This window comes from Gallibacterium sp. ZY190522, from assembly GCF_054166015.1.
Map to the genome: position 1 here is coordinate 1,406,446 of NZ_CM135118.1, position 23,299 is coordinate 1,429,744.

Here is a 23,299-nt window from a genome sequence, read left to right on the forward strand (position 1 = left end):
TGTTTTTACTGTAAATAACTAACCTGTTGATATTAAAGAATAAGATGAAGAAATTAACGCTATTTGTTTATTGGTTAATCACACTGCTATGTTTTTCCGTCAGTTTGTCGAGCGTTGCCGGCACATTAAAATCGATCAATATCAGTAATAACAATAAAGAAACCAGAGTCGATTTTCGCTTTAGTTTTCCAACAAAATATAGTTATTTTTATCTTGAAAAACCAAATCGTTTAATCATAGATTTTTCTAATAGTGATAGCGTTCGTGGCATTTTACCTCGTAAGAATAACACTAATCTACAAAGCATTGAACAAGCAAAAGCAGCTCGTCCAAATAATCTTAGAGTTGTATTACGGCTAGAACAAAGTGTTCGTGCCATTTTTATGCACAACAACAATACCATTTCAGTAAAAATTGCTAATCCGAACGGTACAAATAAAACGGTTGCTGTCAAAAATAATGATAAAAAAAGCATCCCCTCAAAAACAAACCGAAAAGAAGCAAGTGTTAATTTTGCGCCACCAACTACAACACCATATCGTGCATCTACATACATTGTAGCCATTGACCCAGGACACGGTGGTAAAGATCCAGGTGCTATTGGTAAAATTCTAAAAATCAAAGAAAAAAATATCACTCTTTCTATTGCTAAAGAGCTAAAAGCATTGCTTGATCGAGATCCAAACTTTAAAGCAGTTTTAACTCGTTCCGGCGATTATTTTATTTCTGTGCCGGATCGTTCTGATATTGCGCGTAAATATAAAGCTAATTTTTTGATTTCTATCCACGCCGATTCGGCACCAAGTGCTTCGCCAAAAGGAGCTTCCGTATGGGTTTTATCCAATCGTAGGGCCAACAGTGAAATGGGAAAATGGCTTGAAGATCACGAAAAACAGTCAGAACTATTGGGCGGTGCCGGTAATGTACTATCCACACATAATGAAAAATATTTAGGGCAAACCGTACTTGACTTACAATTTGGGCATTCGCAACGGGTAGGTTACGAACTTGGTGATAATATTTTACGCCGTTTCGGTCAAATTGCTCAATTAAGTCGCAAAGAACCACAACACGCCAGCCTTGGTGTACTACGTGCGCCAGATATTCCATCGGTATTAGTTGAAACCGGATTTGTTAGTAATAAGATTGAGGAGCAAAAACTGAATACTCTCTCTTATCGCCGTCAAATTGCTCACGCTATTTACCTCGGCTTAGTCGATTATCGTAAAAATAATCTAAGCAACAACCATAATATTGAAAATACATCTCCTCATACAAACAGCAATAAGCAACAGCAAAATAAAAATAAAGACAAAAATGAGAAATTACCAACATTCCATACTGTCAGGAAAGATGAGACGCTATATCAGATTTCACGTACTTACAATATTTCTGTTAACAGACTATTAAAGCTAAATCCTAAATTAAATCCAGATCATCTTTTAGTCGGACAAAAAGTACGATTAACGGAGAATTAATTATGCCTATTCAAATACTACCTCCACTTCTCGCTAACCAAATTGCCGCTGGGGAAGTGGTTGAACGCCCAGCTTCCGTTGTCAAAGAATTGATTGAAAACAGTCTTGATGCCGGAGCTGATAAAATCCAAATTGATATAGAACAAAGTGGCAGTCGTTTGATCCGTATTCGTGACAATGGCTATGGCATTGCGAAAGAGGAAATTCAACTTTCTTTAGTACGCCACGCTACTAGCAAAATCGCCACTTTGGATGATTTGGAAAATATTTTAAGTTTAGGTTTCCGTGGTGAAGCCTTAGCTAGTATCAGTTCCGTTTCTCGTTTAACGCTGACTTCTCGAACAGCGGAACAGACCGAAGCGTGGCAAGTTTATGCCCAAGGGCAGGAAATGGATACTACCATCAAACCGGCTTCTCATCCAATCGGTACAACTGTTGAGGTAGAAAATCTCTTTTTTAATACCCCCGCACGCCGTAAATTTTTGCGTTCCGATAAAACTGAATTCGCCCATATTGATGAGGTGGTGAAAAGAATTGCATTAGCAAAACCGACAGTGCATTTTACATTAACCCATAATGGGAAATTGATTCACCAATATAAAGCAGCAAATGACACTAACAGCCAATTAAAACGTCTTGCGACAATTTGTGGTACTGACTTTACCGAACACGCTTTACGTATTGATTGGCAATATGAAGAAATGCACTTACAAGGTTGGGTAGCAGAACCAAGATTTTTCCGTTCTCAAAATGATTTTAACTTCAGTTATGTCAATGGCAGAATGATGAAAGACAAAGTGATTTTACACGCCGTTCGCCAGGCCTATGCCGATTATCTTTCGCCTGATCAATATCCTGCTTTTATTTTATTTCTCGATCTCGATCCTACTTTGGTTGATGTGAATGTTCACCCTACTAAACACGAAGTACGTTTTCATCAGGCACGCTTAGTACACGATTTTATTTTACAAGGTGTTGCCAATGCATTGGCACAAACGACAGAATTATTTGCACAAAACGATAAAACCGCTATGGTTGTCGAATCAGAAAAATCGCAAAATATTGCTGAACCTAATGCTCATTATCAATCAACTCTCAACCTAGATAATACATTTCCTCCGGCATTCAAAAATAATCGACAAGCCGCTGGAGATAATATTTTTAATACAAATGCAATAAACCGTTGGGCAATCCCTCATTCCTCTCAAAATGATAAAGCTGCTTATCGTCAATATGAGAAATTACTGCAATCTTCACATTCAGACAAAAATATTTCATCTGAATCTCTCAGTAGTAATCATTCTACTACAACAGAAACAGACGTTATTATGCCATCATCGAATCGAACCGAACAAAATGATGATCACTTGAAAGTCTTAACCTTATTGCCTCAAGGCTATTTATGCTTACAGCAACAAGAACAGCTGTATTTATTGTCAATACAAAAATTACAACAGTTGCATTGTAGTTTACAGCTACAAAAACCAGATAAACCGATGCAAGCTTTGCTGATTCCAACAACATTTCAGTTGGATAACTCTCAATTGGAAAATTTTAACCAATATCAAACGTTTTTCACTCAAGCCGGTTTTCATATTCAATGTTACGATCAGCGTATTACTATTACTCAAGTAGCAACGCTATTACGACAACAAAATCTACAACAGATTGTAATTTCGTTACTTAGTCAAACGTTTGATGATTTCCCTCAATTTTTAAATTCCGTTTGCCAACAAATTACATTTAAACCTATTAGTGTATTGGCAGATGCCATTACTTTATTACAGGATACGGAACAATTATTGCCGGGAAACCAAGATATTATGCAATATTGTCACCAAATTGACTTAACGCCTTATTTCGTTACAAATTAACATTATGGATAAAAAACCGCTTGCACTCTTTTTAATGGGACCGACAGCATCAGGCAAAACCGGTCTGGCATTACAATTAGCAAAAAAAATACCTTGTGAAATTATCAGTGTCGACTCTGCACTTATTTATCGAGGAATGGACATTGGCACAGCCAAACCGACAACGGAAGAATTAGCTATCGTGCCACATCATCTAATTGATATTAAAGATCCTGCAGAAAGCTATTCTGCTGCCGATTTTCGTAATGATGCTTTAACTTTAATGCAAAAGATTGCTGCTAAAGGAAAAATTCCATTGCTGGTTGGTGGCACAATGCTCTATTACAAGGCCTTATTGGAAGGGCTTTCTCCACTACCACAGGCACATGCTGAAATCAGAACGCAAATAGAAAAACAAGCAGAACAAATAGGATGGCAAGGGTTACATCAGCAACTTGCGGTAATTGATCCTCAATCAGCACAACGTATCCATCCAAATGATCCACAACGTATTAATCGTGCATTGGAAGTCTATTATTTAACCGGAAAATCACTGACTGAATTAATTGAACAAAAAGGAGAACCTTTACCTTATCAACTGTTGCAATTTGCTATTACTCCAAAAGAACGTGCTATTTTGCATCAGCGTATAGAGCTTCGTTTCCAACAGATGTTGGAACAAGGTTTTCAACAAGAGGTAGAAAAACTCTTCGCTAGAAAGGATCTGCACTTAAATTTACCATCCATTCGTTGTGTCGGTTATCGTCAAATGTGGGAATTTCTACAAGGAAAATATGATTTTGCAGAAATGAAATATCGTAGCATTTGTGCTACAAGACAACTAGCAAAACGGCAAATTACTTGGCTTCGTGGTTGGAATTCACCAATAAATTGGCTGGATAGTCTAAATATCAAACAATCAGAGCAAGAAATTCTTGAAAAAATAGCACAAAATTAAAGATAAATTCCTGATCAGTTAATTTCATTGATGACAGCACAAAATATTATTGTTATATTGTTGCATAAGCTGTTTAAAGCTGGTTCAGTTTCTTAGTTTAATCGATTGCATAGCTACTAAAACTAAGATCTTACAGACATTATTGATTATTTTAATAAAAAAGGAAAAGAAAATGGCAAAAGGACAATCATTACAAGATCCTTATTTAAATGCACTTCGTCGTGAACGTATTCCGGTTTCAATCTACCTCGTAAACGGTATTAAGTTGCAAGGTCAAATTGAATCATTTGACCAATTTGTTATTCTTCTTAAAAATACTGTAAGCCAAATGGTATATAAACACGCTATTTCTACTGTTGTCCCTGCACGCGCAATTTCTCATCATAATCATCAAGCAAATGCAGTCAATCAGGAAGAAGACCTCGCCGTAACAAGCGAAGAAGAATAATTTGTGACAAATTAACTTAGATTCAGGATTTCCTTTATTCTTTAAAGGGAATCTATTCTTATTATTCTTTCAAATATCCTTTATCTATTAAGATAAAGGATTTTTTATTAACAGCTTAGTGAAGTTTATTTTCATTATATCTCTTCACTATAACCATTAACCTCACTATTCACCCACTAAAAACATAACAAAATAATCACATTTGTTAAAAATATTGCAAAAATAAAAATATTTTGTTAAATCTATATTTCATTCTTATTATTCCCCAATATGGAGTTATTCTATGCCAAAATCATTTCGCAACCGGAAAAAGAATTTATTCACTTTATTACTAACATTACCATTAGTCAGCACTGCCGTATTCTCAAATACCGCGCCTCAACCAATACAATCCTCACAACAAATTGATAGTAAATACTCATCGTTAGAAGATACATCTCAAACAACACAAGCTAGAAAACAAACTATCGCTGCTGCTTTACGTTATGACAGCAGTAAAGATATTTTTCATCCTGTTTATGGTACACAAGGTATTGTGGCTACAGAACAACATCTTGCCAGTCAAGTGGGTTTACAGATTTTAAAAGAGGGAGGGAATGCTATTGATGCTGCCGTTGCAGTCGGCTTTGCATTAGCTGTTGTTTTACCAAATGCAGGTAATATTGGTGGCGGTGGTTTTATGGTATTACACGATGCAAAATCTGGTGAAAATTTTGCAATAGATTTTCGTGAAATAGCGCCATTAAAAGCTCACAAAAATATGTACCTTGATGAAAAAGGTAATGTTATTGATGGAAAATCATTATTCACTCACTTTGCCGTTGGTGTCCCCGGAACGGTAGCAGGAATGGAATATGCTTTGAAAAAATGGGGAACTATGTCATTGGAAAAAGTGATCGCACCAGCAATTAAACTTGCCAATGAAGGCTTTATTATCAGTGATACCCTAGGGAAAACATTAGCTATAGAAAAAGATAATCTTGCTAAATGGGAAAGCACAAAAGCTATCTTTTTCAAAGGTGAGCAACCTCTGACAAGCGGTGATCGTTTAATTCAGAAAGACTTAGCTCATTCATTACAGCTTATTGCCAAACAAGGTTCTCAAGCATTCTACCAAGGTGAAATTGCTGAAAAAATTGTAAAAGAAATGGAAAAATACGGTGGCTTAATCACTTTAGAAGATATGAAAAGCTATCGTGTTATTGAACGCAAACCTGTTACTGGAAATTATCGTGGATATAAAATTGTTACTATGCCACCACCAAGCTCCGGTGGCGCACATCTTATTCAAATATTAAATATTCTCGAACATTATCCTTTAGAACAATATGGGGCAAACAGTGCAAAAGCCATTACTAAATATGCGGAAGCAATGAAACTAGCTTATGCCGATCGCTCTGAATATTTAGGCGATCCGGATTTCGTTAAAATTCCTTTAAATGGTTTAATTTCTAAAAAATATGCGGATGAATTAGTCAAAAAAATTCCTTCAGATCATATCGTTCCATCAAAAGAGATTAAAGCGAGTGAACCACAACTCTATGAAAGTGATCAAACCACGCACTACTCTATTATGGATAAAAGCGGAAATGCTGTTGCTGTAACCTACACACTCAATCTTAATTTCGGCAGTGGTATCGTTGCTGAAGGTACAGGAATTTTATTAAATAATGAAATGGATGATTTTTCTTCCAAGCCTGGTGTACCGAATGCATTTGGATTAATTGGTGGCGAAGCTAATGCTATTGCAGCAAAAAAACGACCGCTATCATCAATGACACCAACATTGGTAATGAAAGATAATAAACCATTTCTCGTTACCGGCAGTCCGGGCGGCGCACGAATTATTACAACAGTTCTACAAAGTATTGTGAATACCATTGATTATAAAATGAATGTTGCTGAAGCAATTTCAGTGCCTCGTGTTCATCATCAATGGCTACCTGATGAGTTAAGAATTGAAGAAGGCATTAGTCCTGATACTATTCACCTTTTACAAAAAGAGGGATATAAGGTAGTCACCAAAGCCTCAATGGGACGTGTACAGATTGTACAATCTACAGAAGATGGTTTCTTCGGTGCATCCGATCCGAGAAATCCTGATGGTGCAACTTTCGCTTATTAAACGCTTAAAAATAAAAATATCCCTAATTGAACAAATTAGGGATATTTTGATATTAATCTTAAATCTTCAATTTCAATGTTCTTGCCACATTTTGAGCGGTGGAAATCAGATTTTCTCGTCCTTGTGCCAAAGTATCCGACAATGAAGCCAAATTACGAATAATTGGGAAGACTGCATCGATACCGGCATCATAAACCACTTCATAATCTGCTCGCAAACATCCCACTATGGCAATCACCGGTTTATGGGAACGTTTTGCCGTTTTTGCTACACCAACCGGTGTTTTACCATACACTGTTTGGCTATCCATCCTGCCTTCACCAGTAATCACTAAATCAGCATCTATCATTACTTCCGCTAAATTTGTTGCTTCGATAACTATGTCAACACCTGACTTAAGATGACAATTAGGTAATAATTGTAGCCCTGCCCCCATACCACCAGCAGCACCAGCACCTGCAATATTGGCAATATCCTTATTTAATTGCTGTTCTACTTTTTGCGAGAAGAAAGAGAGGGCTGCATCCAATTCTTTAATCATTGCCACTGTAGCCCCCTTTTGGGGACCGAATACTGCCGAAGCACCACGTTCACCACATAACGGGTTATCCACATCACAAGCCACTTCAATCTGTGTTGTTGCCAATCTTGGATCCAAAGTAGACAGATCAATTTTAGACAACTGTTTTAATGCAGCACCGCCTGCTACTAACGGTTTCCCTTCATCATCTAAAAATGCGGCTCCTAATGCCTGCAACATTCCAACACCTGCATCATTTGTAGCACTGCCTCCAATGCCTAAAATAATTTTCTCTACACCTAAATTTAATGCAGCTTTAATCAATTCACCTGTGCCATAACTACTAGTAATAAGAGGATTTCGTTTATTTTCATCTACAAGATGTAGCCCAGAAGCCTCTGCCATTTCAATAATGGCAGTCTTCCTATCAGCAGATAACCCCCACTTAGCCAATACTTTATTACCCAAAGGAGCGGTAACTTCTGTTATCATTGATTGCCCTTTCCAAGCATCAATCAGAGATTGCACTGTACCTTCACCTCCATCTGCCATCGGCACTTTAACATATTCCGCATCGGGAAAGATTTTTTTAAACCCAATTTCTATTGCTTGCGCAACTTGTAATGCGGTCAGACTTTCTTTAAATGAATCAGGGGCAATCACAATTTTCATATTAACTCCTTAGTTACAATAAGATGAGAGATAATAGATAAACTGTTAATATACCCACAATTCCCATAATAAAAGTCAATGCTGTTTGTGTACGATAGCCCTGTTGCGGAGTCATTTTACTAAAGTTGGTCACTACCCAGAAATAACTGTCATTTGCGTGAGAAACACACATTGCACCCGCAGCGATTGCCATTACGGTCAAGGCTGCGGCTATTTCAGAAGTTAATCCCAATGTGCTCATTAAAGAGTCATTCACATTAAACATTCCCATAATCGCTGCGGTTGTAATCATTGCCACTGTGGAACTGCCTTGTGCAGTTTTCAAAATGGCAGAAATTAAAAATGGGAAGAAAATGCCGGCAGTACTGATAGTAACCGCATTCTGTTTAATATATTCAACAAAACCAGCTTCAACAATAACTTTGCCTAATACACCACCAGCTGCGGTGATAAACAAAATCGGACCAACAATTTTTAATGTATCATTAGTTAATTGTTCAAATTCGTTCGCTTTTCCTGAATGGAAAATCAAAATTACAGCAAACACCACGCCAACTGCAAGTGCAAGGATTGGATGACCTAAAAATAGAATTAAATTGCTGACATCACCACTTAAACCTAAGATTTTAGTAATTGATCCTAATGCCATCAAAATAATTGGAATAAAAATCGGAGCTAAACTTAAACCACCACTCGGTAATTTACCGTAACGTTTAAGCAACTCATCATAGCTTTGAGCAATTAATTCATCATCTTTGCCATCACTGCTAACAGTAACACGTTTACCAATATATTTTGCAAAAAGATAACTTGCCGCTAAAACCGGTATGGAAACGACAATCCCCATCACAATGACTAATAATAAGTTATGTTCAAGACCGATTCCTCCAGCGACTGCAATTGGTCCCGGTGTTGGCGGAATGAAAACGTGTGCCGCATAAAGACCACCACTCAATGCCACTGCTGTTCCAACAGGATTAGCGGCAATTTTTTTCTGTATTGCTTCTCTGATCGGGTTTAACACTACAAAACCACTATCACAGAAAACAGGAATACCAACAACCCATCCCATAATCAACATTGCTAATTCCGGTCTTTTTTGACCGACAACTTTAACCACCATATCGGCTAATTTAAGTGCCGCACCGGTTTTTTCGAGGATAGTACCAATAATTGCCCCAAAGATAATCACAATACCGATACTTTTGAATGTGCCACTAAAGCCCTCCCCTATCATAGACGGAATTTTATTGAGCGGTATGCCTGCCAATAATGCCAACGCTAAAGAAACACTCATCAAGGCTAAAAACGGATGAACTTTCAATTTTGCAATCATCCAGATCATAACCATAATCACGATGATAAAAGTGATAATAAGAGAAACGCCTGTCATAGAAGCCTCCTTTGTCATATTGTGCATCTATTAGGCATTATTTAACCTTATTTTAAAAAATACATTGTCTAAATTAACAATAAAATAAGTTTTTAGACTTATTAATTTGTACAAAAATACAATTAACGTTGCAATAATGTACTGATATATAAAATAAAAAGATCTTCTATCTTATTGAAAGACAAGCCTGTTATTTGCTCAATCCTATTCAGCCTATAACGTAATGTATTGATATGAATAAAGAGTTCTGTTGCAGTGCGTGCCGGATCACAATTTGAGAAAAAATATTGTTGTAATGTTTTTTGTAATTGATGAGAATGATCTTTTTGATATAACTTTTGTAGCGGTTTAAGCAATTCGGACACTTGCCACGATTGTAATAGCTCATCCAGCAAGACCGGCAATTTATACTCCTCAAAAAAATAGACATTCCGTTTCGGGAAAAAACGCTGTCCATAAGCTAATGTTCTTACCGCTGTTTTATAAGAGAAAGAGAGATCAACATCATCCGATCGCATTGCGCCTACCGCAAATTTATAGCGATGAACACTGCTATTCGGTGGCAATAATTTAGATAAATATTGGCGATTTTTCAGCTGCGGATTGGCACTCAACGCCACAACAGCTTCAAAAGAAAGCAGGGCAAAATGAAGATCCTGTTCATTTTGTACTTGCGCTAAATAATTAATCAATTCCTGTAAATCTGCTTTTGTCGAATCAATTAATTTAATAATCACAGCAACATAAGGCTTCGTTAAATCGATCGCAAAAAAAGAGGCTTGCTGTGCAGAGCACTCCGCATCCAAAACACCATTTAATAATTGCAATATAAACTCTTCTTTATAGCGGTGATGCCAACGCTCCTGTTCAAGCACAAATGCCTGTTCGGCAATCAATTCCGCACTCATTTTCACTAATTCTGCAAATGGCTTCACCTCATCCGGTTTACCGGAAATGCCGACAACACCAAGTATTTTGCCTTGATAATTGATGGGTAGATTGATCCCTTCTTGCGCCTCAAAATTCCATAATTTTGCCAATTCTGCCGTAATTTCCACTACCCGATTTTCTCTAATCGCCAGAACAGCACCTGTGTGACGTTGGTTCAAACGAGAAGCATTGCCTGAAGCGATAATCACCCCATTCTCATCCATCACATTAACCGAATAGGGAATAATCTTCATTGTGCGCCACACAATTTTTTGAGCTATCTCTTTATTTATTTTCATAATGCCTTTTAATCATCTAAATACATTTATTTCCACCTTTACAATATATTTATATGGGCTTTTTCAAAATACAAGTAAATTCATAGCTCAATAATTTTTTGTGTATTTTTTCTTCTCCTTTTCCTATCAAAATCGAATATAACAAATAACAAAAAAGTGTTGGTTTTGACGCCAACACTCTTCCCTATTGTAAATCATTTTTTCCTATTACATTCCGACAACCACGCAATCTACACCTTTCCCAGCAAGAGCAGATTTATTATTTGCTGCGGTATTGTAACTGTCAACCGGTCCAACAAAAACACGTGTCCAGTCTGCTGAACTTTTAGTAAAAGCATTAAAGCCACTCATTACTAAACGTGCCTGTAAATTTTCCGCTTGAGGTTTGTTTTTAAATGCACCGCACTGCAAGCCATATTTTCTACCACCTTTATCTGCATTTTTATTACTTTGACTGTTATCTGCTGTTTTTGCTTCGGACACCACAGTTTTTGCTGGTGCTATAGACTGACTCTGCTGTCTATTCGCATTTCTCTCTTTTTCAGCTTGACGCTGTTGTATAGCCTGCTGTTTTGCCTGCTCTTGTTGGGCTTTTGCTAACTCCTGCTGTAATTTTGCCTGTTCCTGAGCTTTTTGTGCTTGTGCTTTCTGTTCCGCTAATTTTTCCTGTTCCAACTGTAATAAAATTTTCTTTTGCTCATCAGTTAACTGAACATTTTTTGAAATTGACGATACATTATCATCAACCGGCACTTCTCTTGTTTCAAGTTGTTTAATATAACTCCAAACCTCTTCCGGACGACTCGGCAACGCACTTTTCTTGGTAGTAGTCGAAGTATTCACTGCTGGATCAACTGTTATTTCCTGTTGATTAACTGGTGATTTTTCTTTTAGAAAGAACAATGCTACTGCGAATACAATTACAATAACTAAAATAAGGGTAACTAATAGTTTTTTCTTACCACTATTTTGTTGCCTTTTACGCGGCGATGAACTTCTAGAAACATAATCTCGTTGTGCCACAACAATTTCCTAACTGAATAAATAATATAAAACGTTTAAGCAACTGATAATTCTACTGAAATTTTGCAATATTGACTAGGGGATTAGCTAAAATCATAAGGATCAATATCCAACGATAGTCTTACTCCTGATACAAACTTATTCGTATTCAGCAACGTTTCAATATAAAACAGCACTTGATGCAATTTACTGCGTTGTTGATGTTGAAACAGAACGTACCAACGATATTTGCCGGCTCTTTTTTCCATTAATGCTGGCAATGGACCGACAATTTGTAACTGCTCCAAGCACGCCTGCGGCAAATTTTTAACCTGTTCAACAAAAAAAGTTAGGCTCTGTGACAGCTGAGTTTCATTATTTCCGCTGGCTTTTAACAATGCCTGATAACTATACGGCGGTAATTGAAACTGTTGCCGTTGCAACAACGCCTGTTGGCTGAATGCCGAATAACCTTTTGAAACCAAGGTATTAAACAATGGATGTTCCGGATAGTGTGTTTGCAATAAAACCACCCCTGCTTTATTACCGCGTCCCGTTCTGCCGGCGACCTGCACATAAAGCTGCGCCAAACGTTCTTCCGCTCGAAAATCAGAAGAAAAAAGTGCAGAGTCAATATTTATCAATCCCACCAATCCAACATTAGGGAAATGATGCCCTTTTGCCAACATCTGTGTACCGATTAAAATTTTACGTTTTCCTTGGCCTATCTCATCCAAATAACGATCCAATTCACCTTTTTTCGTAACATTATCCCGATCCAAACGAGCGATTTGATATTGTGGAAACTTCTGCTGTAAAACTTGTTCCAACTGCTCCGTTCCTATTCCTGTCGTCAAAAGATGGGTCGAACCACAATTCTTACATTGAAACGGAATTGTTTTTTGTGCATCACAATGATGACATTGCAAAATATTCCTCGATTGATGATATGTATAGGGTCGATTACAACGTGGACAAGTTTCAACCGTTCCACATTCGTGACACAAATAAACAGGAGCAAAGCCTCGACGATTTAAAAAAAGCAACACTTGCTCACCCCGTTCTAACACTTGTTTCATCTGTTGCAATAAAGCATAGGACAAACCATTTTCCATTGGTTGCGTTTTTAAATCTACTACTATTTGATGATTTGTCACTTGATTTGTTGCCCGATAACGCAAAGGAATAAAATGATATTTTCGATTTTCTACATTGTGTAAGCTCTCTAAACTCGGTGTCGCACTGCCTAAAATAATCGGTATATGGTGCTGTTTTGCTCGATAAACTGCTAAATCTCTAGCGTGATAACGCCAGCCTTCCTGTTGCTTAAAGGATTGATCGTGCTCCTCATCTAGCACGATTAATCCCAAGTCATAAAACTGAGTAAAAATCGCCGATCTAGTACCGATTACTATTGCCAATTCACCTTTCTTAGCCTGCTGCCACACCTGAAGACGTGAATTATCCGTCATATTGGAATGTAAAACGCCAATCGGCACATTAAAGCGCAAATTAAAACGGCGAATGATTTGCGGTGTTAAGCCAATCTCCGGCACTAAAACCAGCACCTGCCGTTTCTGTTTTAATACTTCTTCGATCACTTGCAAATAAACTTCTGTTTTTCCCGAACCGGTTACACCTTGCAATAACCAGCTATGAAATCCTTGTCGTAAAGAGATTTGACTCACAGCTAACGCCTGTTCTTTATTTAACATCAATTTATTCTTTTCATTCACTAATGGGATAGCGCTAATTATCGCACGCTCAAACCATAGCTTAGGCTGTTCATCTGTAATTAATTCAACATAATTTTTCTGCAATAATTGGCGCTTTATCGTTGCGGAAAAAATATCGCTCTCTTTTTCCAAGCGTTGATGTTGCAACAAAAATCGCAACATTTCTTGCTGTTTTAATGCGCGTTTTAGGCTATTTTCTGCCAGCGCTGCTTTGCCCGATTCAGTTAATTGATAAAATTGTAGCTGCGTTAATGAGGGATGTTCTTCTTTGCGGAATTTTATCGGTAAAGCCGTAAATAAAGCTTCACCGATAGGATAGTGATAATAATCTTTTGCCCACAACAATAATTGCCACATTTTTTCATCAAACAGTGGCTGTTGATCCAATACTTTCAGCACTGCTTTTAAATTTTCCACTTCACTTGCGGGCAAAAATTCACTCACAATGCCAATGCGCTTTTGTGTACCAAATGGAACCAGCACTCTTGTGCCAATTGTAACTTCCAATGAATCAGGCAATAAATAATCAAACTGATTTCTTAATGCGATATCTAACGCAACACGGACAATTTTCATCGCTACCTCAATAAAATAAACAGCTTATTATAGGCAAATTTCCATAAATCCCCTAATATTCAGAATAATTAATCTGATTGTATTGAATTTCACCACCATTTCTTATATGATGCGCATTCCTTTTTACTGTCGCCGTTGTGCGATGTTTTTTTGTAAAAATATGTACGGTGTTGGTGCTTAAGCGACCAATAGCGGTACATCATCAAATGAGGTTATTATGAAACAAGGTATTCATCCTGAATATAAAGAAATCACAGTGACTTGCTCTTGCGGTAATGTGATTAAAACTCGTTCTACTATTGGACACGATATTAACTTAGATGTGTGTAATAAATGCCATCCATTCTTTACCGGTAAACAACGTGTTGTTGACACTGGCGGTCGTGTTGAACGCTTTAACAAACGTTTCAGCATTCCTGGTACAAAAAAATAATAAAAAGATAAAAACCTGCTTCTGTAATAAGCAGGTTTTTTATTTTTATACAAAATTTATTTCCAAAATTGCCACCAAGATTTTTCTGATGTTTCTGCTCCTGTTTGTGATTGCCCCACTTCTACCTTTTCCACCTCAACTGGTTGCAAATCCGGTGAATAATTAAAACTTTCTACCGTCCGCTGAGGATTAAAGTGAACTATCAATTTCTTTTCAACAGGCGTTTCATACCCTTTTTGAATACGTTGCACATAAATCCAATTTGCACGATTAAATGGATCAACCAATAATGGGGTTCCCAACAAATACTGTACTTGTTCTTCAGTCATCCCTTTCTGCAATTTCTGCACCAACGCAGCATCAATATAATTACCTTGAGGTACATCAATACGATACACCAATTTTTCTAACGGTGTAGAACAGGCTGTAATCCCCAATGCAAAAAATGATGATAGTAAAACAATCTTTAATTTCATAGTAGTTAGCCTTCTTAATAATCGTTAACTCATTCTGATGATACCGAAACTTAGCCTAAATGCCAATTTAATATTTATTTCGCTGTAACTGATCTTTCAAATTAGCTGGCACACCTTTGATTGTCAACGTATCATTCTCTTCATCCCAAATCACACGTTGCCCTAATAATTCGGCATTAAAGGTTAAAGTTACGCCACGCCCTGCACCAGAAAATTTCTCCAATTTCTTTAATGTTGACGCTAGAGGTGGAATATTTTCTTCAAGAGCATACTCCTCATTTTGTGCAAATTCGACAAATGATTTACCATTTAATATACCCATTTCGCTAGACAGTTCAGTAACATCAATATCTTCCCCTTGCTGTGCTTGGGTTTTACAATAAGTCAATGCCTGCTGTTTGACCTCTTGTGCAAGTTTTGGTTCAATCTGCTCTTGGTGACAATAATCCTGTACAGCCTGCACTAATAGCTGATTTTGCACTTTCGGATTTAAGCCCTCTTCCGCCCCCAAAAAGTCCATAAAAAAATCACTGACTTTTCGCCCAACACGTCCTTTTAAAAAGGTCAAATAACGATTAGACTGAGCATCCATTTTTAGTTCAGTTAAGTTGATACGAGCAATGATATCGCACTTACTAAGATCCAAATATTGAGTATCGTGAACATTTAATTCATCATCTACTAATAAACTGCTGCGACTGTCTACCAACCCTAAAAAGAGATACTCCGTTGCTAAAAAGTTGTATTGACTAATAATAAAATTCCCACCATTGGCAAAAGTATATTTACTGATTTCCTGCGCCAATTGCTGTGCTGCCTGTTGACTAAAAGTTAAAAAATCAATGTCATTTTCTAAATAGCGGTTTAATAATTGTGCAAAACTGGATGCATCGGTAAAAACGGCATAAGTCTTATTTTTTGATTGATAATGTTGATGAAGCTCCAACATTAACTGCCGCACTAATTCGTTATCCGGCAATAACTGCTGACGCAATCTGGTATCTATCTCTATTGCTTCACTTTCTTCTGCTGGTTTACGAAATAATTGATGCAAAATAATTTGTTCAACATTTATACTCATAATGTTATTCTTCGCCTATACAATATAAATAATTGCCATTATAGGTGATTTTACTCATCATTTTTAGCCGATTTTCTGAAAAAATCTGTTATTATAATCACCACGTTTTTTGTCTATTTCAATACTATGGCTACACATTCAAAATATTCTAATAAACAAATCGAACTGTTGATGAATGAGATGATCAGCATTTTAGAAAAACAGCAAGCACCGGTTGATCTCTCTTTAATCGTTCTGGGGGATATGGTAAGCAATCTTTTATTAAGCAGTGTGCAGGAAAACAAGCGTATTGAACTAGCTGAAGCCTTTTCTCAAGCACTATTAAATTCATTGAAAACACCCAATAAAAAACATTAATTAATTCATCCAGCATAATGTTAAAACTAAATCACACACGGCAAGATCGCGAAGAATTATCACGAAAAATTTCGTGGGGTCATTGGTTTGCCTTTTTTAACATTATTATTTCTTTCATTATTGGTGCTCGTTATGCTTTTAATTCCGATTGGCCGGATACATTACTCGGTAAAATTTACTTTTTTATCAGTATTATCGGGCATTTCAGTTTTATTGTTTTTGCTATCTATTTATTAATCATTTTTCCACTCAGTTTCATTATAAAAAACCATCGTACATTTCGTGGAATAACCGTTATTTTGGCAACGATTTGCACTACTTTACTATTGTTGGATAGTGAGATTTATAAACGCTTTTATATTCACCTCACTTCTATGGTATGGGATTTAATGATTAATCCTGAAAATGGTGAATTAGCTCGCGACTGGCAACTCTTCTTTGCACCGATGCCAATTATTCTACTGTTACAAATGCTATTTTCTCGCTGGTCGTGGCAAAAATTACGCAGTCTTGAACGACAAAAATGGATTAAACCCGTTTCCTATACATTTCTGTTAGCTTTTATAGCTACTCATTTAATTTATGTATGGGCAGATGCTACTTTCTATCGACCGATTACTGCTCAACGTTCTAATCTACCGCTTTCCTATCCAATGACAGCACGAAAATTCTTGGAAAAAAACGGTATTTTAGATGCAGAGAGTTATCAGCAACAGCTAACAAATAGTGGACGTGCAGATGCTCGTTATCTCGACTATCCAAAACACGAATTGAATTATTCTCCATCACAACAACAACCGAATATTCTGCTTATCAATATTTCTGGGCTGAAACGTAGTGCTATTTCATCAACAACTACACCGGCAATTTATCAATTTGCTAAACAATCGATAGATTTTCAAAACAATTACAGCAGTAGTAATTTATCTCAAGAAGGGTTAGTCGGCTTATTTTATGGGCTACCGGGTAATTATCTTGACAGTATTTTATTCAGTAAAACTGAACCGGTGTTGTTACATCACCTACGAAACTTAGAATACCAAATTCACGCTAATACCACAAAAGAGAATAATCAACCACTCTTTGCCGTGTTGTTTAATAAAAAAGAGCAATCTGTAGCGGAAAACAACAAAACTGCCTTCCAACAATGGCAACAATGGTATCAAAAACAGGCTCAACAAGCTTGGTTCAGTTTTATTGATGTCAGCTTAACCGCAACAAACAATCCTATAAACGCTACCAAAGCGGCGGTTTCCGATACAGTATCTCCTTATCAATATGCCGAAAGATTAATTGAAATTGATCAGCAATTTTCTGATTTGATTAATCTGTTAAAACAACAGCAACAATTTGACGACACTATCATTATCGTGACTGCCGATAGTGGCTTTAGTGAAGCGCATCAGAATGATTTGTCAGATTTTTCAGCAGATAATATCCAAGTGCCGCTTTTGGTTCATATGCCAACATCCGGCACTGCACAGCGTTTTGATTTGAGCAGCACTTTGGATATTGTACCAACGCTGCTTAAACATATTTTCCTTGTTTCTAATCCGGTCGCAGATTTCGCCCTCGGCAATAATCTGTTTGCTATCAACCACTCACCGGATAATTGGACACTCAGTGCCAATAATCGTTGGGTAGTTATTATCGATAGTGACGGCGTGCAATATCAGATTGATAAATACGGAAATTACAAAAAATTTAATGCGAAATATCAGCAACAAAACTCTACCCGTCCGCCATTAGGGCTTTTCCTTGCTGCTTTTGGTGAACTTCGTAGCTTTAGTGAGCGTTGATTTTTTTAAATTATTGCTCTTGAAAAGACAAGATTAGTTGCAGAATTGCTCGTTTTTGACTATCTGAAAGTGTTGCAATCAACCCTATCAAGGTTTCATCTATAACATCGACCTTTTCATTCTCCAAAACACCATATCTTAACCATTCCGGTTTAACATTTAACCATTCAGCTAATGTCTGAATTTTATCAAATGCAGGGATAGCCAAACCGTTTAACCATTTATAAACAGCTTGCTGAGTAATAGGTTCATTAGGGTGACGAAGATTAAATTTTGTTGCTATTTCGCTATTTTTCAATGAGTTAGAATATTTTACCGAAATAGCTAATTTTAATCGTTCACTGAATTTCTCTTTTTCACTAGGTATTTTCATATAAAGAATTATCACCTATTAAAAAAAACTCTTGTAAACCATATCAGTTTAAATATAAACTATAACGGTTTAATTCATTAATTTGTCTTAAACTTAACTGTATTAATTTTAAGAGGATTTTTATATGAAACTAAATAAACTATTTATCGCAACAATGGTTATCGCATCGACGGCATTAGTGGGATGTGCAGAATTGAAATCAAACTTACAAGATATCGGGCAATCTGCAAAAGATTCGGCTGTTACTAGAGCAAAAATGGAAACAAATCAAAAAGTATCTGAAGCGACAGGAAAAATTTTTGGTTCTGCATACTAATATGTACAAAGGCTGCTTCAGCAGCCTTTATATATTATGAGCATAACAAATTGCAGTTGCACAGGCATAAGCAGAACTCCACGCCCATTGAAAATTATAGCCGCCAAGCCATCCAGTAACATCCAGCACTTCACCAATAAAATAAAGCCCTTTAATATTTTTCACTTCCATCGTTTTCGAAGAAATTTGGTTTGTATCAACGCCACCTAAAGTCACTTCTGCGGTTCGATAGCCTTCCGTACCATTCGGGACAAATTGCCATTGATGAAAAAGTTGGCTTATTTCGGCAATTTTTAGATTGCTTAAATCAGCTAAAATAGTCGTTGGTAATTGATAATGCGAAATAAAAAATTCAACCAGTTTATTCGGTAATAACCGCTGTAATGCCGTTTTTAACTGCATTTTCGATGAAGATTGGCGCATTGCTTGCAAATATTCATCCAATCTGATCTTCGGCAGAAAATCGATAAATAGAGGTTGATTCGGTAGCCAATAGTTAGAAATTTGCAACATTGCCGGTCCGGAAATGCCCCGATGGGTAAATAACAAGGCATTACTAAAGCTCATCCCACTTTTTGCGGTAACCGTAACTGGCAGCGAGATCCCAGCTAAATCGGCAAAAACTTGATCTTGTTCACGCCAAGTAAAAGGAACAAGCGAAGCTCGCGGCGGAACAACAGACAAGCCGAACTGTTCCGCTATTTGATAACCGAAAGCGGTTGCGCCCAATTTCGGCATTGATAAACCGCCACTAGCAATAACCAAATTTTCACATTGCAAACACAGCTCATTGCCATATTTCACTTCAAAACCCTCAGTGAGCTGTGTTACTTGAGAAATTTGCACTTGCAGTTGAATCTGTACATTTGCTGCCTGACACTCCTTCAACAACATTGCAACAATCTGTTCCGCGCCGTTATCGGTAAAAAGTTGTCCCAGCTCTTTTTCGTGATAGCTGATGCCATATGCCGCCAACAAAGCGATAAAATCCCATTGGTTATAACGTGCTAATGCCGACTTCACAAAATGCGGATTTTGCGATAAATAATGCTGTGCTCCCACGTCTAAATTGGTGAAATTACAGTAGCCGCCACCCGACATCAAAATTTTGCGCCCAACTTTTTTACCATTGTCCAGCAGCAACACTGACTTGCCTTTTTTACCAATTTGAGCAGCACAAAACAGCCCTGCCGCTCCGGCGCCGATGATAATCACATCATATCGTTTCATCTTATTTTGTTCCTGAAACATCAATAATCATCACTTCAGACTGAGAACCTAAACGGAAAGGCACTCCCCAAAAGCCGTAGCCTGATGTAACAAACGTATGCATTTGCTTAATCTGTTTGTAACCATAACTCAATTCATACACCCATTTTTCAATCACATTACCCGGGAAAATCTGTCCGTTATGGGTATGACCGGAAACCTGAATATCTGCACCCGCATTTGCATTTTCCGCTAATGAGAACGGACGGTGATCCATCAATAAAATCGGTAAATTTTGTCGTTTCTCCGCCGGAATAGAGGCTAAGATTTGTTCAGTGGTTTGGCGAAGCTGATCCATTTCATCATTACGACCGGCTAAGATAAATTTATCGGAAACAATCACGGCTTGATCTGTTAATAAATAAACACCCTCTTTGCGAACTTCGTGGGCAATTTGTTGCGGTTGTTGGAAGAAATCGTGATTGCCTAATGTCGCATAAACACCCAATGGCGCAGAAAGTTTAGCAAAATGAGGTCCCATTTTTTCCGCGAAATAAGCATTTAAATTATCATCCATTAAATCGCCCGGCAGCAAAATAATGTCCACTTTTTGTTGTTCAAAAATATGCTGTAATTGTTCCAACTGTTTGATACCAAACAATTTTCCCAAGTGTAAATCGCTGGCAACACCAATACGCAACGGTTGCATTGTTTTATCTATTTTGACGCTATAATGCACAATTTGCGGTGTATACGCCTGATGAATACTGTATGCAAATAGAGCGGATAACGATACTAATGCAAGACAACGGCTGATCATCGGGAATGCTGCCAACTCAACAGCGAACAGCAATAATACTTTGCGTAATAGGAAAATCATCACGGCTACAAGCGTGATATACCATAAAGTGGTCAATATATAAGCTGAATATTTAAATCCATCAGGAATAATGCGTGCAATAGATAACAAAATAAACGCATTGATCGCAATATAGCTCAACCAGAAGAAAACCCGTTTATAGTGTGGTTTTGTTGGTTTGACAAAGAAAAACCAATCGATGGATCTGATAGCAATAAATATAAAAAGTTGTAACGCAATCAATGCGATATATCGAAACAACATTGTATTTATTTCCTCCGAATCTGGATTACGGTTTAAGATTTTATGGGCAAAGCCACAATGCTTTACCCATTATTTATCAGACTAAGTATTAAAGTAATTTTTCTAACTCTTCTAATACTAATTGCGGTTGAATATCAATAAGAGATTGATGATAGCCCTCTTGGCTATCTTTGCTTTTACGCACTTTGATCAATCCGCCACTGATCAAACGAATCACCTTGACTCGTTCAGATAATGGTGGCGTATATTCCGGACTGGTCGGCCCATAAACTGCAACCAATGGTCGTTTTAAAGCGGCAGCAATATGCATTAACCCTGAATCATTGCTCACAACACCATCACAGCTTGCCAATAAATCAATTGCCTGTGGTAACGATGTTTCACCGGCAATATTGATACAGAAAGCTTGCTCTTTCTCAGTTAAACTTTGACGGATTTCCTCGCCGACAGCCTGATCTTTTGCCGAACCGAACAATAATACTTGATAGCCCTTATTAATCAATAACTTAGCTAAATCGGCATAATGATAATGAGGCCAACGCTTTGCTGGTCCAAATTCTGCACCGGGACAAAAACCAATCTTTTTTCGTTCAGTATCAATCGCAAATTTTTTGCAGAACTGTGCCAAAGTTGCCGCAACCTGATCAGGTTCTGTTTGCAAATAGGGATAAGAGAAAGAAAGATCTTTTGCTGCCGGAATAGCGCCTTGTTCATAAGCCAAAGTAACATAACGTTGCACCATTAGCGGATAATCCTGCTTATTACTCCGCAGATCATTCAATACAAAATAGCGACTCTCTCCCTTCCAGCCACGACGAACCGGAATCTTTGCAAATAACGGAATTAATGCGGATTTAAAAGAGTTAGGCAACACAATCGCTAAATCATACTGTCCACGTAAGGATTTCCCAATTTGATAACGCTGTTTTAAATCAAACTCACCATGACCAATCGGCATCGCAATCGCATTACGCACTTCCGGCATTCGTGAAAGTAATGCGCGGCACCAATTCGGCGCCAACACATCAATGACACAATCAGAATATTGCTGCTTTAACGATTGGTATAAGCTGTGCGACATCATCATATCGCCAACCCAAGATGGGCCTATTACAAGAATTCTCATATTTACCCATTATTTTTTATTCAACCACGCCATATATTCCGCCACACCTTCGGCAACAGTCTTAAACGGTTTATCATAACCGGCAGCACGTAATTTGGTTAAGTCAGCTTGAGTATACTCCTGATAACGGCTCTTTAAATGTTCCGGGAACGGAATGGTTTGAACTTGTCCTTGACCGTGATATTTAATCACCGCTTTAGCCACTTCCGCAAAACTTTCCGCATTGCCGGTACCGCAATTAAAAATACCCGATACTTTATGCTGCCAACACCAAATATTTACTGCGGCTACATCGCCAACGTAAACAAAATCACGACGGAAATGTTCGCTGCCTTCAAATAATTTCGGATTTTCGCCATCCAAAATTTGGTTATTCAAATGAAACGCCACACTTGCCATTGTGCCTTTGTGATTTTCACGCGGCCCATACACATTAAAATAGCGGAAACCGCAAACCGGCGATTCTGCTTGTGGCAAAATCTGACGCACATATTGGTCGAACAAAAATTTAGAGTAACCATAAACATTGAGCGGATGTTCATATTGACGTTCTTCAATAAATTCCAAACGATCACCATAAGTTGCCGCTGAAGAGGCATAAAGGAAAGGAATGCGACGATCTAAACAGTAATGCAATAACTCTTTGGAATATTCATAATTATTCTGCATCATATATTTGCCGTTCCATTCTGTAGTAGACGAACAAGCCCCTTCGTGGAAAACGGCATCAATTTCGCCAAGATCATCGCCGGCAATAATAGAAGCGATAAAATCTTCTTTATCACAATAATCTGCAATATCCAAATCCGCCAAATTAGCAAATTTGGTGCCATCAGTTAAATTATCAACCACTAAAATATCTTTTCTGCCTAAGTCATTGAGCGCTTTAACAATATTGCTACCAATAAAGCCGGCACCGCCTGTTACAATAATCATAATTTTTCCTTACTTGTTAAATAACTTGTGGCTATTTTAATAGATTTAACAAGTTGAAAAAACAAAAAAATCCCATCACG

The 23,299-nt window shown here is 37.4% G+C and carries 20 protein-coding genes and 2 pseudogenes; 10 read left to right on the forward strand and 12 right to left on the reverse strand.

The annotated features are described in order from the left end of the window. Nucleotides 1-44: 44 nt before the first annotated feature. From ACXPAV_RS06895 to ggt, 6 genes and pseudogenes are all read left to right on the forward strand, one after another. A pseudogene (locus ACXPAV_RS06895) lies at nucleotides 45-362 on the forward strand (AMIN domain-containing protein); the annotation flags it as partial. Nucleotides 363-554: 192 nt separating this feature from the next. Continuing rightward, nucleotides 555-1,238 (forward strand): annotated as a pseudogene (locus ACXPAV_RS06900) (N-acetylmuramoyl-L-alanine amidase); the annotation flags it as partial. A 242-nt stretch (nucleotides 1,239-1,480) separates the two neighbouring features. Next, nucleotides 1,481-3,352: a DNA mismatch repair endonuclease MutL gene (mutL, locus tag ACXPAV_RS06905; protein WP_458003064.1), complete on the forward strand. Its 1,872-nt coding sequence runs from the start codon at nucleotides 1,481-1,483 to the stop codon at nucleotides 3,350-3,352. A 4-nt stretch (nucleotides 3,353-3,356) separates the two neighbouring features. Beyond that, nucleotides 3,357-4,289 (forward strand): tRNA (adenosine(37)-N6)-dimethylallyltransferase MiaA, encoded by a 933-nt coding sequence (gene miaA / locus ACXPAV_RS06910; protein ID WP_458003065.1) that lies wholly within the window; start codon nucleotides 3,357-3,359, stop codon nucleotides 4,287-4,289. Nucleotides 4,290-4,461: 172 nt separating this feature from the next. Next, entirely contained in the window at nucleotides 4,462-4,737 is a 276-nt protein-coding gene (gene hfq, locus ACXPAV_RS06915; RefSeq protein WP_065230541.1) for an RNA chaperone Hfq, read from the forward strand. A 283-nt stretch (nucleotides 4,738-5,020) separates the two neighbouring features. Then, complete coding sequence (gene ggt, locus ACXPAV_RS06920; protein ID WP_458003066.1) at nucleotides 5,021-6,862, forward strand: gamma-glutamyltransferase; 1,842 nt, start codon at nucleotides 5,021-5,023, stop codon at nucleotides 6,860-6,862. Nucleotides 6,863-6,920: 58 nt separating this feature from the next. On the opposite strand, the gene ACXPAV_RS06925 is transcribed toward ggt, so the two are convergent. The 5 genes from ACXPAV_RS06925 to priA form a co-directional block, all read right to left on the reverse strand. Further along, nucleotides 6,921-8,054 carry a glycerate kinase gene (locus ACXPAV_RS06925; protein ID WP_458003067.1) on the reverse strand — a complete coding sequence of 378 codons (1,134 nt, stop codon included), beginning with the start codon at nucleotides 8,052-8,054 and terminating at the stop codon, nucleotides 6,921-6,923. Nucleotides 8,055-8,067: 13 nt separating this feature from the next. Then, entirely contained in the window at nucleotides 8,068-9,447 is a 1,380-nt protein-coding gene (locus tag ACXPAV_RS06930; RefSeq protein WP_458003068.1) for a GntP family permease, read from the reverse strand. Nucleotides 9,448-9,569: 122 nt separating this feature from the next. Then, nucleotides 9,570-10,676 (reverse strand): sugar diacid recognition domain-containing protein, encoded by a 1,107-nt coding sequence (locus ACXPAV_RS06935; protein WP_458003069.1) that lies wholly within the window; start codon nucleotides 10,674-10,676, stop codon nucleotides 9,570-9,572. Nucleotides 10,677-10,883: 207 nt separating this feature from the next. After that, on the reverse strand, nucleotides 10,884-11,699 hold the full coding sequence (ftsN, locus tag ACXPAV_RS06940) for a cell division protein FtsN (RefSeq protein ID WP_458003070.1): 816 nt from the start codon (nucleotides 11,697-11,699) through the stop codon (nucleotides 10,884-10,886). An 83-nt stretch (nucleotides 11,700-11,782) separates the two neighbouring features. After that, complete coding sequence (priA, locus tag ACXPAV_RS06945) at nucleotides 11,783-13,990, reverse strand: primosomal protein N' (RefSeq protein ID WP_458003071.1); 2,208 nt, start codon at nucleotides 13,988-13,990, stop codon at nucleotides 11,783-11,785. Between the two features lie 217 nt (nucleotides 13,991-14,207). Here priA and rpmE point away from each other — a divergent pair, with 217 nt between their 5' ends. Beyond that, a complete protein-coding gene (gene rpmE / locus ACXPAV_RS06950; protein ID WP_458003072.1) occupies nucleotides 14,208-14,423 on the forward strand; it encodes a 50S ribosomal protein L31 in 216 nt (71 codons plus the stop codon). Nucleotides 14,424-14,479: 56 nt separating this feature from the next. Here rpmE and ACXPAV_RS06955 read toward each other — a convergent pair whose 3' ends face one another. Together ACXPAV_RS06955 and yejK are read right to left on the reverse strand one after the other, a co-directional pair. Next, nucleotides 14,480-14,899: an outer membrane protein assembly factor BamE gene (locus ACXPAV_RS06955; RefSeq protein ID WP_458003073.1), complete on the reverse strand. Its 420-nt coding sequence runs from the start codon at nucleotides 14,897-14,899 to the stop codon at nucleotides 14,480-14,482. A gap of 67 nt (nucleotides 14,900-14,966) precedes the next feature. Further along, entirely contained in the window at nucleotides 14,967-15,980 is a 1,014-nt protein-coding gene (gene yejK, locus ACXPAV_RS06960; RefSeq protein ID WP_065230549.1) for a nucleoid-associated protein YejK, read from the reverse strand. Nucleotides 15,981-16,106: 126 nt separating this feature from the next. Between yejK and ACXPAV_RS06965 the strand changes: the two genes are divergently transcribed. Together ACXPAV_RS06965 and ACXPAV_RS06970 are read left to right on the forward strand one after the other, a co-directional pair. Next, nucleotides 16,107-16,337, forward strand: a complete 231-nt coding sequence (locus ACXPAV_RS06965) for a DUF1414 domain-containing protein (RefSeq protein WP_458003074.1) — start codon at nucleotides 16,107-16,109, stop codon at nucleotides 16,335-16,337. Between the two features lie 17 nt (nucleotides 16,338-16,354). Further along, entirely contained in the window at nucleotides 16,355-18,136 is a 1,782-nt protein-coding gene (locus ACXPAV_RS06970; protein ID WP_458003075.1) for a DUF3413 domain-containing protein, read from the forward strand. A gap of 10 nt (nucleotides 18,137-18,146) precedes the next feature. Here ACXPAV_RS06970 and ACXPAV_RS06975 read toward each other — a convergent pair whose 3' ends face one another. Further along, nucleotides 18,147-18,509, reverse strand: coding sequence for a helix-turn-helix domain-containing protein (locus ACXPAV_RS06975; RefSeq protein ID WP_013746717.1), 363 nt, complete (start codon nucleotides 18,507-18,509; stop codon nucleotides 18,147-18,149). A gap of 124 nt (nucleotides 18,510-18,633) precedes the next feature. On the opposite strand from ACXPAV_RS06975, the gene ACXPAV_RS06980 reads away from it, so the two are divergent. Further along, on the forward strand, nucleotides 18,634-18,825 hold the full coding sequence (locus tag ACXPAV_RS06980) for a hypothetical protein (protein WP_013746716.1): 192 nt from the start codon (nucleotides 18,634-18,636) through the stop codon (nucleotides 18,823-18,825). Nucleotides 18,826-18,852: 27 nt separating this feature from the next. On the opposite strand, the gene ACXPAV_RS06985 is transcribed toward ACXPAV_RS06980, so the two are convergent. From ACXPAV_RS06985 to rfaD, 4 genes are all read right to left on the reverse strand, one after another. Next, nucleotides 18,853-20,055 carry an NAD(P)/FAD-dependent oxidoreductase gene (locus ACXPAV_RS06985; RefSeq protein WP_458003076.1) on the reverse strand — a complete coding sequence of 401 codons (1,203 nt, stop codon included), beginning with the start codon at nucleotides 20,053-20,055 and terminating at the stop codon, nucleotides 18,853-18,855. Nucleotide 20,056: 1 nt separating this feature from the next. Beyond that, on the reverse strand, nucleotides 20,057-21,157 hold the full coding sequence (locus ACXPAV_RS06990) for a metallophosphoesterase (protein WP_013746714.1): 1,101 nt from the start codon (nucleotides 21,155-21,157) through the stop codon (nucleotides 20,057-20,059). Nucleotides 21,158-21,245: 88 nt separating this feature from the next. Then, a complete protein-coding gene (gene waaF / locus ACXPAV_RS06995; RefSeq protein WP_042907239.1) occupies nucleotides 21,246-22,283 on the reverse strand; it encodes a lipopolysaccharide heptosyltransferase II in 1,038 nt (345 codons plus the stop codon). A gap of 9 nt (nucleotides 22,284-22,292) precedes the next feature. Further along, nucleotides 22,293-23,219 carry an ADP-glyceromanno-heptose 6-epimerase gene (gene rfaD / locus ACXPAV_RS07000; protein ID WP_021461480.1) on the reverse strand — a complete coding sequence of 309 codons (927 nt, stop codon included), beginning with the start codon at nucleotides 23,217-23,219 and terminating at the stop codon, nucleotides 22,293-22,295. Nucleotides 23,220-23,299 lie beyond the last annotated feature (80 nt).

Excerpts from the sequence above, each read along its gene's own strand:
- mutL (WP_458003064.1), top strand. The coding sequence starts at position 1,481 with ATGCCTATTCAAATACTACCTCCACTTCTCGCTAACCAAATTGCCGCT.
- miaA (WP_458003065.1), top strand. The coding sequence starts at position 3,357 with ATGGATAAAAAACCGCTTGCACTCTTTTTAATGGGACCGACAGCATCA.
- hfq (WP_065230541.1), top strand. The coding sequence starts at position 4,462 with ATGGCAAAAGGACAATCATTACAAGATCCTTATTTAAATGCACTTCGT.
- ggt (WP_458003066.1), top strand. The coding sequence starts at position 5,021 with ATGCCAAAATCATTTCGCAACCGGAAAAAGAATTTATTCACTTTATTA.
- ACXPAV_RS06925 (WP_458003067.1), bottom strand. The coding sequence starts at position 8,054 with ATGAAAATTGTGATTGCCCCTGATTCATTTAAAGAAAGTCTGACCGCA.
- ACXPAV_RS06930 (WP_458003068.1), bottom strand. The coding sequence starts at position 9,447 with ATGACAGGCGTTTCTCTTATTATCACTTTTATCATCGTGATTATGGTT.
- ACXPAV_RS06935 (WP_458003069.1), bottom strand. The coding sequence starts at position 10,676 with ATGAAAATAAATAAAGAGATAGCTCAAAAAATTGTGTGGCGCACAATG.
- priA (WP_458003071.1), bottom strand. The coding sequence starts at position 13,990 with ATGAAAATTGTCCGTGTTGCGTTAGATATCGCATTAAGAAATCAGTTT.
- rpmE (WP_458003072.1), top strand. The coding sequence starts at position 14,208 with ATGAAACAAGGTATTCATCCTGAATATAAAGAAATCACAGTGACTTGC.
- ACXPAV_RS06955 (WP_458003073.1), bottom strand. The coding sequence starts at position 14,899 with ATGAAATTAAAGATTGTTTTACTATCATCATTTTTTGCATTGGGGATT.
- yejK (WP_065230549.1), bottom strand. The coding sequence starts at position 15,980 with ATGAGTATAAATGTTGAACAAATTATTTTGCATCAATTATTTCGTAAA.
- ACXPAV_RS06965 (WP_458003074.1), top strand. The coding sequence starts at position 16,107 with ATGGCTACACATTCAAAATATTCTAATAAACAAATCGAACTGTTGATG.
- ACXPAV_RS06970 (WP_458003075.1), top strand. The coding sequence starts at position 16,355 with ATGTTAAAACTAAATCACACACGGCAAGATCGCGAAGAATTATCACGA.
- ACXPAV_RS06975 (WP_013746717.1), bottom strand. The coding sequence starts at position 18,509 with ATGAAAATACCTAGTGAAAAAGAGAAATTCAGTGAACGATTAAAATTA.
- ACXPAV_RS06980 (WP_013746716.1), top strand. The coding sequence starts at position 18,634 with ATGAAACTAAATAAACTATTTATCGCAACAATGGTTATCGCATCGACG.
- ACXPAV_RS06985 (WP_458003076.1), bottom strand. The coding sequence starts at position 20,055 with ATGAAACGATATGATGTGATTATCATCGGCGCCGGAGCGGCAGGGCTG.
- ACXPAV_RS06990 (WP_013746714.1), bottom strand. The coding sequence starts at position 21,157 with ATGTTGTTTCGATATATCGCATTGATTGCGTTACAACTTTTTATATTT.
- waaF (WP_042907239.1), bottom strand. The coding sequence starts at position 22,283 with ATGAGAATTCTTGTAATAGGCCCATCTTGGGTTGGCGATATGATGATG.
- rfaD (WP_021461480.1), bottom strand. The coding sequence starts at position 23,219 with ATGATTATTGTAACAGGCGGTGCCGGCTTTATTGGTAGCAATATTGTT.